At 71.6% G+C, this 13,116-nt stretch carries 13 protein-coding genes and 1 tRNA gene; 7 read left to right on the top strand and 7 right to left on the bottom strand.

Annotated elements, in window-relative coordinates:
* Window positions 1-30 precede the first annotated feature (30 nt).
* A tRNA-His gene (locus ACTOQ1_RS08850) sits at window positions 31-106 on the top strand.
* 153 nt (window positions 107-259) lie between these two features.
* Entirely contained in the window at window positions 260-514 is a 255-nt protein-coding gene (locus ACTOQ1_RS08845; RefSeq protein WP_362687442.1) for a helix-turn-helix domain-containing protein, read from the top strand.
* Window positions 515-539: 25 nt separating this feature from the next.
* On the opposite strand, the gene lat is transcribed toward ACTOQ1_RS08845, so the two are convergent.
* Window positions 540-1,841, bottom strand: coding sequence for an L-lysine 6-transaminase (lat, locus tag ACTOQ1_RS08840; RefSeq protein ID WP_440065764.1), 1,302 nt, complete (start codon window positions 1,839-1,841; stop codon window positions 540-542).
* Window positions 1,842-2,195: 354 nt separating this feature from the next.
* On the opposite strand from lat, the gene ACTOQ1_RS08835 reads away from it, so the two are divergent.
* Window positions 2,196-3,395: a M20 metallopeptidase family protein gene (locus ACTOQ1_RS08835; protein ID WP_440065763.1), complete on the top strand. Its 1,200-nt coding sequence runs from the start codon at window positions 2,196-2,198 to the stop codon at window positions 3,393-3,395.
* A 133-nt stretch (window positions 3,396-3,528) separates the two neighbouring features.
* On the opposite strand, the gene trhA is transcribed toward ACTOQ1_RS08835, so the two are convergent.
* A complete protein-coding gene (trhA, locus tag ACTOQ1_RS08830) occupies window positions 3,529-4,197 on the bottom strand; it encodes a PAQR family membrane homeostasis protein TrhA (RefSeq protein ID WP_440065762.1) in 669 nt (222 codons plus the stop codon).
* Window positions 4,198-4,333: 136 nt separating this feature from the next.
* On the opposite strand from trhA, the gene ACTOQ1_RS08825 reads away from it, so the two are divergent.
* A complete protein-coding gene (locus tag ACTOQ1_RS08825; protein WP_440065761.1) occupies window positions 4,334-4,627 on the top strand; it encodes a helix-turn-helix domain-containing protein in 294 nt (97 codons plus the stop codon).
* A gap of 184 nt (window positions 4,628-4,811) precedes the next feature.
* On the top strand, window positions 4,812-5,660 hold the full coding sequence (locus ACTOQ1_RS08820; protein WP_440065760.1) for a spermidine synthase: 849 nt from the start codon (window positions 4,812-4,814) through the stop codon (window positions 5,658-5,660).
* A 42-nt stretch (window positions 5,661-5,702) separates the two neighbouring features.
* On the opposite strand, the gene ACTOQ1_RS08815 is transcribed toward ACTOQ1_RS08820, so the two are convergent.
* A complete protein-coding gene (locus tag ACTOQ1_RS08815) occupies window positions 5,703-7,520 on the bottom strand; it encodes an ATP-binding protein (RefSeq protein WP_440065759.1) in 1,818 nt (605 codons plus the stop codon).
* Between the two features lie 184 nt (window positions 7,521-7,704).
* Between ACTOQ1_RS08815 and ACTOQ1_RS08810 the strand changes: the two genes are divergently transcribed.
* Together ACTOQ1_RS08810 and ACTOQ1_RS08805 are read left to right on the top strand one after the other, a co-directional pair.
* Window positions 7,705-9,114, top strand: a complete 1,410-nt coding sequence (locus tag ACTOQ1_RS08810) for a serine hydrolase (RefSeq protein WP_440065758.1) — start codon at window positions 7,705-7,707, stop codon at window positions 9,112-9,114.
* Between the two features lie 228 nt (window positions 9,115-9,342).
* On the top strand, window positions 9,343-10,329 hold the full coding sequence (locus ACTOQ1_RS08805) for a pirin family protein (RefSeq protein ID WP_362687463.1): 987 nt from the start codon (window positions 9,343-9,345) through the stop codon (window positions 10,327-10,329).
* A 161-nt stretch (window positions 10,330-10,490) separates the two neighbouring features.
* On the opposite strand, the gene ACTOQ1_RS08800 is transcribed toward ACTOQ1_RS08805, so the two are convergent.
* The 4 genes from ACTOQ1_RS08800 to ACTOQ1_RS08785 all read right to left on the bottom strand — a co-directional run bounded on the left by ACTOQ1_RS08800 (window position 10,491) and on the right by ACTOQ1_RS08785 (window position 13,076).
* Window positions 10,491-11,063, bottom strand: coding sequence for a hypothetical protein (locus ACTOQ1_RS08800; RefSeq protein ID WP_440065757.1), 573 nt, complete (start codon window positions 11,061-11,063; stop codon window positions 10,491-10,493).
* A 152-nt stretch (window positions 11,064-11,215) separates the two neighbouring features.
* A complete protein-coding gene (locus tag ACTOQ1_RS08795) occupies window positions 11,216-12,178 on the bottom strand; it encodes a 1-aminocyclopropane-1-carboxylate deaminase/D-cysteine desulfhydrase (protein WP_440065756.1) in 963 nt (320 codons plus the stop codon).
* Between the two features lie 18 nt (window positions 12,179-12,196).
* Window positions 12,197-12,487 (bottom strand): 4a-hydroxytetrahydrobiopterin dehydratase, encoded by a 291-nt coding sequence (locus ACTOQ1_RS08790; RefSeq protein WP_440065755.1) that lies wholly within the window; start codon window positions 12,485-12,487, stop codon window positions 12,197-12,199.
* On the bottom strand, window positions 12,474-13,076 hold the full coding sequence (locus ACTOQ1_RS08785) for a hypothetical protein (RefSeq protein ID WP_440065754.1): 603 nt from the start codon (window positions 13,074-13,076) through the stop codon (window positions 12,474-12,476). The genes ACTOQ1_RS08790 and ACTOQ1_RS08785 overlap by 14 nt, the downstream gene beginning before the upstream one ends.
* Between the last annotated feature and the right edge of the window lie 40 nt (window positions 13,077-13,116).

Below are 13,116 nucleotides of genomic sequence, written 5' to 3'. Positions count from 1 at the left end.
CACTTTTCATGTGCTGCTGCGGCGGCGATGGTGGGCGTAGCTCAGTTGGCAGAGCGCTAGGTTGTGGTCCTAGATGCCGGGGGTTCAAGTCCCCTCGCTCACCCCACGAGAACGGCCGGTCCCCAGGGACCGGTCGTTCTTCATTTCCAGCCTCATTACCCACCAAAAGTGGATATTGCAGGTTATGCTCGCTGCTATCGCTACGCCGTTAGGATCGGGGGTTTCGGCGACCTGACCGTGTTGCAGCCACGGAGGCCGGATGAGAGTCGACGATGCCCCGTTCGACGCAGAGCCCAGAGTCGTGACGGGTCTGAGCAGGCGTGAGACCGAGGTTATGGAACTGATCGCGACGGGTCGCTCCAACGGGCAGATCGCCCAGCACCTGTTCCTGAGCGAGAAGACCGTGAAGAACCACGTGAACCGGATCTACGCCAAGCTCGGCGTCGACTCGCGGGTCACCGCGATCGACCTGTGGCTGGAACGGGCGGCCCGCGAGGAACCTCAGCCCCACTAGCCCGGCGCGGGGAACCCCGGTACCGCTAGGCGGACAGGCGCAGGCAGCGGGAGGCCTCCAGGGCGCGGGCGATGGCGGACGTGCCCTCCCCCAGCTCCTCCGAGGTGATCGAGAGCGCCGGCCGCAGCCGTACCGACCGCTCGCCGCACGGCAGGACCAGCACGCCCTCCTCCTCCCGCAGGCGAGCCACCAGGAGATCGCGCTCCACCGTGTCCGGCAGGTCGAAGGCGCACATCAGGCCGCGCCCGCGCGCGTTCTCCGCCAGGTCGGGGTAGCTCTCCTGGATCTCCCGCAGCGCCGCGAGGAGCTCGGCGCCGAGCCTGCCCGCGCGCGGGATCAGGCCGTCGCGCTCCACGATCTCCAGCATCCGGCGGGAACGTACCATGTCGACCAGCCCGCCGCCCCAGGTGGAGTTGATCCTGCCGCTCACCTGGAACACGTTGCCGGGAACCGCGTCGACCCTGCGGCCCGCCATGATCCCGCCCACCTGCACCTTCTTGGCGAAGGCCACGACATCGGGGCGCAGGCCCAGCTGCTGGTACGCCCAGGGGGTGCCGGTGGTCCCCGCGCCGGTCTGCACCTCGTCCATGACGAGGAGGGCGTCGTACTCGTGACAGAGCCGTTCCATCCCGAGCAGGAACTCCGCCCGCATGTGGTTGTCGCCGCCCTCGCCCTGGATGGGTTCGGCGATGAAGCAGGCGATGTCGTGGGGGTGGCGCTCGAAGGCCGCCCGCGCCGCGGCCAGGGATCTCTCCTCGGCCGCCTCGACGTCGCCGAGATGGATCGCGGGCACCTCGATCCTGGGCCAGTCGAACTTCGGGAAGCGGTCGGTCTTGATCGGGTCGGTGTTCGTCAGCGAGAGCGTGTAGCCGCTGCGCCCGTGGAATGCGCGGGTGAGGTGGAGAACCTTGGTCCCGAGCTCCGGGGAGCGTCCCCGCGAGGCGTTGAGACGGCTCTTCCAGTCGAAGGCGCACTTCAGCGCGTTCTCCACGGCGAGGGCGCCGCCCTCCACGAAGAACAGGTGCGGCAGCTCGGGGTCGCCGAGCACCCGGGCGAACGTCTCGGCGAAGTCGGCCAGGTGGGTGGTGTAGAGATCGGAGTTGGCGGGCTTGTTCGCGGCGACCCTGCCGAGCAGCGCCAGGAACTCCGGATCGTCGTCGAACGGGTTCACCCCGAGGGGCGCCGAGGCGAAGAAGGTGTAGAAGTCCAGGTAACTTCGGCCGGTGTGGGCGTCGACGAGGCGAGACCCCCGGCTCCGTTCGAGGTCCAGCACGAGCCGGTAGCCGTCGACGAGCAGATGACGGGCGAGACGGCCATGAACGTCCATGTACCCTCCACGGTGGTCCGAGAAGATGATCCCCCGTCATTGACACATCTACACGGAGACATTACGCGCTAGATCCGATTCTTGTGAAGATTTTCTTGCGTACGCGCGACCAGAGCACGGATGTCCGAGCGCGGGCCAGCGCATCCCGGGCGTGGGATCGTACGCCCGAACCCGAACCCGAACCCGAACCCGGAACCGGACCCGGAACCGGGGCGGGACCCGAACCCGGAACCGTGCGACCCGGCCTCCCCGGATGACCGTTTCCCTTCCCGAAGATCACCCCTCTTGAGCCCACAAACCGGTTAAATCGGCCTATCGTGCGATAAGGCCGTACGACTGCCAGGAGGAAGCCCGATGTCCCTTCGCGAATCCGCAGCCGACATGCGGGACGAGCTGGTCCGCCTCCGGCACGCCCTGCACCGGGAGCCGGAACTGGGCCTCGACCTGCCGCGCACGCAGGAGAAGGTGCTGACGGCGCTGTCGGGCCTGCCCCTGGAGATACGGCTCGGTGAGAGGCTGAGCTCGATCACCGCCGTGCTGCGCGGCTCCCAGCCGGGTCCGACCGTGCTGCTCAGGGGCGACATGGACGCCCTGCCGGTCACCGAGCGGGGCGACGCCGCGGTCACCTCCCGGATGGCCGGGCGGATGCACGCCTGCGGCCACGACCTGCACACCACCATGCTGGCGGGCGCGGCGCACCTGCTGGCCGCCGGGCGCGACCGGCTCGCGGGGAACGTGGTCTTCATGTTCCAGCCCGGCGAGGAGGGCCCCGGCGGCGCGAAGATCATGATCGACGAGGGCGTGCTGGACGTGACGGGCGAGCGCCCGGTCGCGGCCTACGCCCTGCACGTGATCAGCTCGATACTCCCCCAGGGCGTCTTCGTGACCCGGAGCGGCCCGATCATGGCCGCCGTGGACAGGTTCACGGTGACCGTGCGCGGCGCGGGGGGCCACGGCGCCTCCCCGCACCGCGCCAAGGACCCCATCCCCGCGGCGTGCGAGATGGTCACCGCGCTGCAGACCATGGTGACGCGCGGGTTCGACGTGTTCGACCCCGTGGTCGTCACCGTCGGCAGCTTCCACGCGGGCAGCGCCGACAACGTGATCCCCGAGGAGGCCCGCTTCGAGGCCACGGTCCGGTCTTTCTCCGCCACCGCGCACGCGCGCGTCCAGGAACGGGCGGTGACCCTGGTGAGGGGCATCGCGGCGGCACACGGGCTGGAGGTGGACGCCGACTACGAGGTGAGCTACCCGGTCACGGTCAACGACGGCGCCGAAGCCCGCTTCGCGGGCGAGGCCATCCGCGAGGTCTACGGCGAGCGGCGCTTCGTCGAGGCTCCCCAGCCGTTCACCGGCTCCGAGGACTTCTCGTTCGTCTGTGACCAGGTGCCGTCGGCCTTCGTGGCACTCGGCGCCTGCCCGGCGGACGTCGATCCTGGCAGGGCCGCCTACAACCACGCCCCCGAGGCCAGGTTCGACGACGCGGTGCTGCCCGACGGGGCCGCGCTCTACGCCGAGCTCGCGGCCCGCCGCCTCGCCCTCGCCGCGAGCTGAGCGGACCGGGCGGGCCGGGCGCGGGACGAGCCGGGCGGGCCTGGCGTGGAGCGGGCCTGGCGCGGGACGGGCGGACGGCACGCGGGATGACACGGGCCGGACGGGCCAGGCGGTACAGGACCCCGTCGGCGCGTCACACCGCCGCGTAGACCACCAGCGAGACCGCCACGTACTGCGCCAGGTAGGCGGCGACGGTGAAGGCGTGGAAGACCTCGTGGAAGCCGAACCAGCGGGGAGAGGGGTCGGGCCGGCGCATGCCGTACACGACCCCGCCCGCCGTGTAGAGGACCCCGCCGAGGAAGAGCAGGACCACCGCGACCACCCCCGCGCCCTCCACGAGCTGGGGCAGCACGAAGGCGGCCGTCCAGCCGAGGGCGATGTAGAGCGCGGTCGAGAGCCATCGAGGGGCGGCGGTCCACAGCACCCGGAAGAGGACCCCGGCGATCGCGCCGGTCCAGATCACGCCGAGCACCACCGCGCCGGCCGCCCCGTCCAGGGCGAGCAGCGCGAACGGCGTGTAGGTCCCCGCGATGATCAGGTAGATGTTGGCGTGGTCGAGGCGCCGGAGCACCTCCTCCGAGCGCGGGGAGAGCGTCCCGCGGTGGTAGGTGGCCGAGATGCCGAAGAGCAGGCCGGAGGTGATCGCGTAGATCGCGGCGGCGAGCCTCGCCTCCAGGGTGGGCCCCAGCGCGACGAGGACGAATCCCGCGACGAGCGCCACGGGCAGCGCCCCGGCGTGCAACCAGCCGCGAAGACGGGGCTTGACGGACTCTGCGAGCGTTTCGGCAAGGATCGGGGCCATGAACCTACGCTAGCGTAAGTTACGCATCCGTAGGTTGTGATCTCGTTCATAAAGGCCGCAGGCTCCGCCGTTCAGGGCGGAGGTGGGCCGGAACCGGCCGGTACGCTTAACATGATCATGCGGTATCACGTCAAGCATGTCCCAGATCGTGAAGCGGGCCTTCAAACACCGCTTCCACCCCACCCCCGAGCAAGCGGATCTACTGGTCCGCACGTTCGGGTGTGTCCGGCTGATCTGGAACAAGGCACTGGCCGAACGCAACCGCCGCCACACCGACGAGCGCGTCTCGACCTCGTACGTGGAAACCGCCAACTGGCTGACCACGTGGAAGCAGGACCCGCACCCGGAGTTCCTGCGCGAGGTGTCGAACGTGCCGCTCCAGCAGGCGTTCGGCACCAGCAGGTGGAAAACGCCTGCGGAGGGCCGGTAAGACCGGTCCCGGAGTTTTCCGGGGAGGCACGGCCCGATGAAACAGGAAACCCCTGGGGCGACCCTGGGAATCCCCTCCCTTCAGGGAGGGGAGAAGGTCAGCTGTCCTACATGGCGTCAACCGGTCGCGGCTGCGCATATGGTTTCCCCTTCGGGTTCGCATCAGGGAAAAGAGGACCGGACCGATGGGCAGGCGGGAAGCGCGGGAGCCGATGCCGGGGCGATATCCGGTGACCTTCGGCGAGGTCGATCTCCTGCAGGACCTCGACCGGCCCTCCGGCTGGGTCGTCTCCAAGGACGGCGTGCCGCAGTCGTACGTCGACCTCGACGACGCCACCTACCTCGACTTCGAGTACGTCCGGCTGATGGCCGACGTCATCGACCTCCTCGACGAGGGTCCGCTGGACGCCGTGCACGTGGGCGGCTGCGCCTGCACCCTGCCCCGCTACGTCGCGGCGACCCGTCCCGGGTCCCGGCAGGTCGTCGCCGAGCCGGACGAGGGGCTCGTCCAGCTCGTCAGGGACCAGCTCCGGCTGAAGTCGGTGCCCCGGCTCAAGGTCAGGATCCTCGACGGCCGCACCGCCACCGCCGGGCTCGGCGACGCCTCGGCGGACCTGCTCGTGCTGGACGCCTTCAGTGGTGCCACGATGCCGATCGACCTGGCCACCTCCGAGTACATGGGGGACGTCGCCCGCGTCCTGCGCGCGGGCGGCACCCTGCTGATCAACGTCGCCGACGGCAAGGGGCTGGCCTTCACCCGCCGGGTGCTCGCCACCGTCCGCGGCACCTTCCCTCAGGTGGTGCTGCTCGCCGAGCCCGGCGTCATGCGGGGACGCCGCTTCGGCAACCTCATCGTCGCCGCCTCCCGCGTGCCCCTGCCCGTCTCCGACCTGACCCGGAGGGCCGCGGGCGGGCTCACGCAGGCCCGCTGCGTGCACGGCGAGGACATCGTCAATTTCATCGCCGGAGCCCGCCCGCTGAACGACGGCGACGCGGTGGTCATCCCCGTCCCCCCGCCCGCTGTCTTCGGCTGACCCGCTCGCCGTCCCTCCGGCCCGGCAGGTCAGCCCGGCCCCTCAGCCCGGCGCAGGAACCCAGGCACCGACCAGGGTGCCCTCGCCGGGCACCGAGGAGACGTCGAGGCCGCCGCCGAGCGCGGCCATCCGGTCGGCCAGCGCGCTCAGCCCCCCGCGGCCGGGATCGCCCCGCTCGAAGCCCCTGCCGTCGTCGGAGACCGTGGCCCGCAGGCGCCCGCCGGACCAGGCCAGCCGCACCTCGATCCTGGAGGCCTCGGCGTGCTTGAGCGCGTTGGCGACGGCCTCGCTGACCGTGAAGTACAGGGCTCCCTCGATCTCGTCGGGGAAGCGCCGCGAGCGGAGCGCCGCATCGGCCGTCACGGTCGTGGCCACCGGCAGCCGCGAGCAACGCTCCTCGACCGCCTCCGCCAGGCCGCCCTGGCTGAGCACGGACGGGTGGATGCCCGCCGCCAGTTCCCGCAGGTCGGCGAGGGTCTGGCGGGCCTGCTCACGCAGGAGCGCCAGGCTGCCGGGGCCACCCCCGGTGGCGCGGGCCAGCTCCAGTCCCGCGATCAGCGCGATGAGCTGCTGCTGTGCCCCGTCGTGGATGTTGCGCTCGATCCGCCGCCGCTCGGCCTCCTGGGCGTTGACCAGGCGTGCCGCCAGCCCCGCGCTCTGGATCGCCAGCCCGATCGGCACCGCGAGCGAGCCGAGCAGCCTGCGGTCCTCCGCGTTGAAGCGCCCCGCGACCTTGGGGCCGCAGGCGATGTGCCCCAGCCCCGCCGGGACCGTGAGCACCGCCTCCCCGTCCTCCTCGCCCGCCACCACCCGCGTGCCGTCCGCGAGCGTCACGGCGGCCCACCGCGTCTCCAGGCCCGCCCGTACGGCCTCCGCCAGCCTTCCCAGCTGCTCCACCGGGTCCGCCTCCTCCAGGCCCGGCCCGAGCTCCGTCAGGAGCTCGTCCACCGTCGGCCTGAGGTCGAAGACCAGGAAGAGCCTGGAGCCCCTGACCGCCATCCGGATGTCGAGCAGGTTGTGGCGGAACACGACGGTGGCGATCACCGCGGGCAGCGCGGCCACCGCCGTCACGACGCCGACCCAGCTCACCGCCTGGCCACCCTGCCCGAAGATCATTGTTGTCACGGAGCCGCCCAGGGCGGCCACCATCCCGAGGATCATCCAGCGGAGGCGGCGTCGCTCGACGAGGGTGCCGCGCCTCCGGCGCAGTACGAGGGAGGCCAGCACCGACAGCGCCACGAGGAAGACCACCAGCTGCCCGAACCCGCCCACCAGGGCGGCGAGCAGCCCGGCCGTGCCTTCGAGCCCCAGCGGGTTGCCGTACGAGAAGGTCGAGGCGTAGACCTCGTCGGGGCTCAGCAGGATGCCCAGCCAGTGCAGGAGGATCGCCGCCCCCGCGATCCAGGCGACCGGACGCCAGCGCGGCGAGGGCAACCTGCCGTCGGGGAAGATCAGCGGGATGAACACCCAGCTCAGACCGTAGAAGCCCGAGAACAGCGAGGTGAGCAGCGCGCCGGCCACGGCGAGGGGGCCGTGAGCGTCGCCGTATGCCACCAGGACGCCCACGCCGAGGCAGCCGAGGCCGAGGCAGGCGGCGGTGACCAGCAGCAGCCAGCCGTAGGGGTTGTCGGGGCGCCTGACCGCGATGAGCAGGCCGACCGAGGGCAGCAGCGCGCAGGCCACGACGAACAGCCACTGGCTGAGCGGCACGGGCACACCGGCCTCCAGCACGCCGCCCGCGACCATCCCGGCCACCGACACCGCGGCCATGGACACGGCGAGGGGGCGGACCAGGGCGGACGCCGACGGGCCCGGCGGTGACGCGGGTGCCGGAGCGGTTCGGGAGGCCGTGGACGTCATGGGACGTAGGGTGACCTGCCGCGGGCTCCGCCGTCCAGGGGGTTGTCCGCACATCCGGTGCGGTTCGCCGCACCGGCGGGACGGAGGACCGCCGGGTGTCGCGAGCCGGGAACGCTTCCTAGTTTCGGATGAGGGCCATCGGGGAGATGGCCGCAACGCCGGAGAACATCCCAAGGAGCATCTCATGCGGTTGCCGTTCCGATCGAAGCGCCTGCTCGCCGTCGCCGTCGCCGTCACGGCCGTTCCGGTGGCGGCCCTGCCACTGGCCGTCCCCGCGTCGGCGGTCACGACCGGGGCGGTCACAGCGAGGGCGGTCACGGCTGGGACGGTCACGGCGGGAAGACCTTTCGCCGAGCCGGAGATCCCGGACAGCCCCGCCGGCCGGCAGCTGCGCTGGTTCCTCGGCGCGCCGGACCGGGCACCGCTGGCGGAGAGCGAGCTCAAGGAGCATCTCAACTCCGGCTACCTGTCGTCGCTCACGGTCAACGGCGTCAACGCCTTCCTCAAGGCGTCGAAGGGGTTCCGCCTGGAGAAGCTGACCAAGGAGACGCCGTCCGCGCTGGCCGGGACAGGGGTGATCGGCGAGCAGGCGTTCACCCTGCAGCTCGGCGTGGACGGGGACGGGAAGATCAACCTGCTCGGGCTGACGCCCCCCGAGCCCTCCGTGCCCGCCGCTCCCAAGAGCTGGAAGCAACTCGACGCCCGGCTCCGCGAGGTCGCGCCGCGGGTGGGCTTCCTGGCCGCCGAGATCGACGCGCGGGGCAGGTGCGACGTCGCGCACGCCGTGGCGCCGGACACGGTACGGCCGCTGGGCTCGATCTTCAAGCTGTACGTGCTGGGCGCCGTGGCCGAGAAGATCCGCGACGGCGGGCTGAGCTGGAACACCAAGCTCACGATCAAGCCCGAGTGGAAGAGCCTGGGCGAGGACGGGCTGACGGGCCGCCCCGACGGCAGCACCACCACGGTCAGGGAGGCCGCCAAGCTGATGATCTCGATCAGCGACAACACCGCCACCGACGTCCTGATCCACACGGTCGGCCGCAAGGCGGTGGAGGCCAAGGTACGGCGGTGGTCGAGCCGTCCCGAGCGGAACCTCCCCTTCCTCACCACGCGCGAGGTCTTCCTGCTCAAGGGCGTGAACCACCCCGCGCAGGCCCGCGCCTACCTGGCGCTCGACACCGCCGGCAAGCGCGCCTACCTGAAGGACACGGTCGCCGGGCAGTCGCTGTCGGACATCGTGCTCTGGCAGAAGCCCAGGGAGATCGACACGCTGGAGTGGTTCGGCTCGCCCCGCGACGTCTGCCGGGCCTACGCGGGGCTTCTCAAGCTGGGCGGCAAGCAGGTGAGCGCGGTGATGTCCGCCAACGACGTCGGCCTCGGGCTCGACGAGAAGAAGTGGCCGCTGGTCTGGGCCAAGGGCGGTTCCGAGATGGGGGTCTTCGACCTGTCGTACCTGGCCCGCTCGGCCGGGGGGAGGACCTACGTCGTGACCGCGCTGACCAGCGACCCCGCCGGCGCGCTGGACGAGCGGGTCACGGCCCCCGAGCTGATCTCGCTGAGCCGGGGCGGCTTCGCGCTGGCCACCGGAAAGTAGTCCCTTCCAGGGGCGGCGGTGAACAGCCGCCGGAAGGTGGCCCCCGGACGGGCCCCCGGACGGGCGGCCGGGCAGGCGGCCGGGCAGGCGGCCGGGCAGGTGGGCGGGCAGGTGGGCGGGCTTCGCCGGCGAGGCCGTGGCACTTCGTTGTCACGGCCTCGTCCGTCATGGAATAGTTGAAACATCAACTGAGTTATCACCTGCGAACACCGCAGGAAGGAATCCACAATGCCGGCCGTGACCGTAGAGAACCCGCTGACCCTGCCCCGCCTGCCGCAGCCGCTGAACGCGACCCGCGAGCGCCAGGTGCTGGCCGTCACCACCGCACCGAGCGGATTCGAGGGAGAGGGCTTCCCGGTCCGCAAGGCACTCGCGACGATCAAGTCCCAGTATCTCGACCCGTTCATCATGATGGACCAGATGGGTGAGGTCGACTACGCGCCGGGCGAGCCCAAGGGCACCCCCTGGCACCCGCACCGGGGCTTCGAGACCGTCACCTACATGATCGACGGCGTGATGGACCACGCCGACTCGCACGGCGGCGGGGGCACGATCTCCGACGGCGACACCCAGTGGATGACGGCCGGTGGCGGCATCCTGCACAAGGAGGCTCCCCCGGAGTGGCTGGTCCAGAAGGGCGGCCTGTTCCACGGGATCCAGCTCTGGGTCAACCTGCCGGGCAGCGAGAAGATGGTCGCGCCGAAGTACCAGGACATCGGCAGGACCAACGTCGTGCTGCTCAGCAGCCACGACGGCGGAGCGCTGGTCCGCCTCATCGCGGGCGAGGTCGGCGAGTTCACCGGCCCCGGCTCCACCCGGACGCCGATCACCCTGCTGCACGCCTCCCTCAGCCCCGGTTCCCGGCTGACGCTCCCCTGGCGCAAGGATTTCAACGCGCTCGCGTACGTCCTGTCGGGACGCGGCACCGTCGGCGGCGACCGGCAGCCGATCGAGTCGGGCCAGCTGGCCGTCTTCGACGGCTTCGGCAACCTTCCCGGCCTGGGCACCGACGGCGAGACCATCACGCTCTCGGCGGCAGGCACCCAGGAGAGCCGCAGCCCCAACCTGGAGGTCATCGTGCTCGGCGGCCGCCCGATCGGCGAGCCGGTCGCGCACTACGGACCGTTCGTGATGAACACCCAGGCGGAGCTGGCGAAGGCGTTCGAGGACTACCAGGCCGGTCGTCTCGGCACCATCCCCGCCGGCCACGCCTGATCGCGGAACACGCGGCCCGGAGGCCGGGATCCGGCGCGGAGCCCGGCCTCCGGGACCCGATGCGGAGCCCGGCCTCCGGCGCGGACCGGAACATCGCGGCCGGGGGGCGCCATGAGCCCGGCACCGGAGCCCGCCGGACTCATGCCGGGTCCGTGCCGGGCCTAGCGTTCGGTGAGGGTGACGCAGGCGACGCGGGGGCCGGCATCGCCGACCTCGGTGCCGGTGGTGCGGGTGGGCTTGGCGTGGATCACGAGCGACCTAGGCAGCCGGCCCGGGACGAGCGCCCAGTCCTGGGTGGTGGTGGCGATGGCGTCGCCCCGGACGTCGGTGGTGAAGTCGAGCCAGACCTCGTTCTCGGCGCTCGCCGGGGTGTGGGAGTGCCGGTAGTGCGGCCCGGCGTCCTCCGGTTCGAAGCCGCACGCGTTGACGTGCAGGTGCGCCCCGTAGGTGCGATTGTGGAGCATGCCCTTGACGACGACCCTGGCGGTGGCGAGCACCGCTCCCGACTCCACGGTGACCCGCGCCGAGGCTCCGGGGGGCACCAGCGCGGTGTCGTAGACGATGACGGTGGCGCGCGGCGCGGGACTGGTGAACGTGCCGCCCCCGGCGAGGCGGATCCCCTCGGCGCTCGGACCCGCGCTGGGACTGTGACCGGCCGGACGGGGCGCGGCGACCTGCTCGCCGCAGCCCGCGCAGAGCAGGGCGACGGCGGCGAGAACTCCCAGAATGCGCATCCACGATCTCCTTGACCGGGCCGGACAAGAGCAGCGCCCACCATATCGAGTGATCATACGACCACGCTCGGTGTTGACCACTCCCGGCCACGCCGTCCCGGAGATCCGCGGCGGGGGCCGGACGGTTCCCGCGCCGCGCGGGAAGGCGGAGCTCACGGCGGGAGCCGGAGACACCCGTCGTCGTCGGCCCGCGCGGGACGGGAGGACGGAGCCGCCTCCATCGGACCCGTCACCACGGCGACGACCGTGGTGTTCCTGGGGAAGGCCCCGCGTTCCGCCAGGGTGAAGACGCCCCACATCATCTTCGCCACGTAGATCCGGTCGAGCGACATCCCGTGCCGGCGGGCGAAGTCGTCGGCGAACGCGTCCAGTCCGGGGGCGCGCCTGGCGTAGCCCCCGGCGTGGAAGTCGTGGTCGATCGTCCAGTTGGCCGACACCTCGCCGTAGGTGGCCGCCTGGAGCCTGGCGACGTCGTCGGCCAGGAACCGCGCTCCCCGCAGGACGGAGAAGCCCAGGGCCCGCTGTCCGGCGGCCAGCCCCGCGGCGATGCCCGCGAGCGTGCCCCCGGTGCCGACGGGGCAGCACACGACGTCGAACGGCACGTCGATCTCCCCGGGGAGTTCGGCGCAGCCGCGGACGGCCTCCTCGTTGCTGCCGCCCTCGGGCAGCAGGTAGAACCGGCCGAACCTGCGGTGGAGTTCCTCGACCACGGGCGCGGTGCCCTTCGCGCGGTAGGTGGTGCGATCCATGTAGACCAGCCGCATCCCCGAGCGCGCGGCGAAGGCCAGCACGTCGTTGAGCGGCAGGTGCTCCTCGCCCCGGATGACGCCGACGCTCCGGAACCCGAAGCGGGCTCCGGACGCGGCGACGGCCCGCACGTGGTTGGAGTAGGCGCCGCCGAAGGTGAGCAGGGTCTCGTGGCCCAGCTCGGCGGCCCGCGCGAGGTTGTACTTGAGCTTGCGCCACTTGTTGCCCGGCAGGAGCGGGTGGATCAGGTCGTCGCGCTTCAGGATCACGCGTACGCCCGCGCGGGCGAGCCGGGGGTCGTCGAGCTCCGCGAGGGGCGAGGACGGCGTCCGGCCGAACTCCCGCGGCCCGTGTCCCGGATCGGTCATGATCGGCCGAGGAGCGGTTCAGGCGCCGGCCGAGACTATCTCGTCGATGCGGGCGGCCAGGGTGAAGTCGAGCTCCGTCAGGCCACCCGCGCTGTGCGTGCTGAGCGCCAGGTGGAGGGTGCGCCAGCGGATGTCGATGTCGGGGTGGTGGTCGAGCTTCTCGGCCTCGACCGCGATCTCGTCCACGATGCGGATCGCGGCGGGGAAGTCGGTGGCGGTGATCGTGCGGCGGATCTCGTCGCCCTCGCGCCGCCACTCGGGCAGGCCGGTCAGCCGCTCGTCCACCGCGGAGTCGTCAAGCAGGTTCATCCTCCCAGGAGATCATGTCTCCGGCGAAGACGCCAAGCCTGGGCAGGCTTCCGGCGCGGCGGGCCATGGCCATGATGCCCTGGGCCATGGAGGTGGCGTGGCTGGCCTGGTCGAGGAGGGGCTCCAGCTCGGGCAGCAGGCCGGGCAGCCGGGCGAGGCTCCATTCGTGCCAGTCCGACAGGCGGGTGCCGCCGCTGTCGGGGTCTTCCGCGCGGTAGACCGCCAGGATCGGGCACTCCCGGTGGATGCGCAGCAGCCATCTCTCGATGTCGGCGTTGAGCGCGGCGATCCGGGAGGGGGCTGCGTACAGCCAGCCGTCGTCGCCGATGCGGTCGGACTCGCCGGGGGCGACCGGGTAGGAGCGGACCACCGTGCCGTGCAGGAACAGGCCGCTGGCCACCATCAGCTGGCGGCCCTCGCACCAGTCGAGCGCCCCGCGCAGGGGTGCCGGGACGGTGTCGACGATGACCGCGCGCTGGGAGGTGCTCGGCTGCCGGGCGAAGCGTACGTGCACCTCGGCCCACATGTAGTAGCTCGCCTCCCCCGCGCCGAAGAAGGGGAAGGGGAAGTCCTGGTCGAGGTGGGCCATGTGTCGGGTTCTCCGTGGGGAGGGGACAGGAGTCGTTCCG

Origin of the sequence: Streptosporangium sp. OZ121, from assembly GCF_051918885.1 — a bacterium.
In the GTDB taxonomy this organism is placed as follows: domain Bacteria; phylum Actinomycetota; class Actinomycetes; order Streptosporangiales; family Streptosporangiaceae; genus Streptosporangium.
This window is presented reverse-complemented; position numbering and strand designations above follow the sequence as displayed.

What these genes read in the sequence shown, in the direction of transcription:
- ACTOQ1_RS08845 (WP_362687442.1), top strand. Translation starts at nt 260, where the DNA reads ATGAGAGTCGACGATGCCCCGTTCGACGCAGAGCCCAGAGTCGTGACG.
- lat (WP_440065764.1), bottom strand. Translation starts at nt 1,841, where the DNA reads ATGGACGTTCATGGCCGTCTCGCCCGTCATCTGCTCGTCGACGGCTAC.
- ACTOQ1_RS08835 (WP_440065763.1), top strand. Translation starts at nt 2,196, where the DNA reads ATGTCCCTTCGCGAATCCGCAGCCGACATGCGGGACGAGCTGGTCCGC.
- trhA (WP_440065762.1), bottom strand. Translation starts at nt 4,197, where the DNA reads ATGGCCCCGATCCTTGCCGAAACGCTCGCAGAGTCCGTCAAGCCCCGT.
- ACTOQ1_RS08825 (WP_440065761.1), top strand. Translation starts at nt 4,334, where the DNA reads ATGTCCCAGATCGTGAAGCGGGCCTTCAAACACCGCTTCCACCCCACC.
- ACTOQ1_RS08820 (WP_440065760.1), top strand. Translation starts at nt 4,812, where the DNA reads ATGGGCAGGCGGGAAGCGCGGGAGCCGATGCCGGGGCGATATCCGGTG.
- ACTOQ1_RS08815 (WP_440065759.1), bottom strand. Translation starts at nt 7,520, where the DNA reads ATGACGTCCACGGCCTCCCGAACCGCTCCGGCACCCGCGTCACCGCCG.
- ACTOQ1_RS08810 (WP_440065758.1), top strand. Translation starts at nt 7,705, where the DNA reads ATGCGGTTGCCGTTCCGATCGAAGCGCCTGCTCGCCGTCGCCGTCGCC.
- ACTOQ1_RS08805 (WP_362687463.1), top strand. Translation starts at nt 9,343, where the DNA reads ATGCCGGCCGTGACCGTAGAGAACCCGCTGACCCTGCCCCGCCTGCCG.
- ACTOQ1_RS08800 (WP_440065757.1), bottom strand. Translation starts at nt 11,063, where the DNA reads ATGCGCATTCTGGGAGTTCTCGCCGCCGTCGCCCTGCTCTGCGCGGGC.
- ACTOQ1_RS08795 (WP_440065756.1), bottom strand. Translation starts at nt 12,178, where the DNA reads ATGACCGATCCGGGACACGGGCCGCGGGAGTTCGGCCGGACGCCGTCC.
- ACTOQ1_RS08790 (WP_440065755.1), bottom strand. Translation starts at nt 12,487, where the DNA reads ATGAACCTGCTTGACGACTCCGCGGTGGACGAGCGGCTGACCGGCCTG.
- ACTOQ1_RS08785 (WP_440065754.1), bottom strand. Translation starts at nt 13,076, where the DNA reads ATGGCCCACCTCGACCAGGACTTCCCCTTCCCCTTCTTCGGCGCGGGG.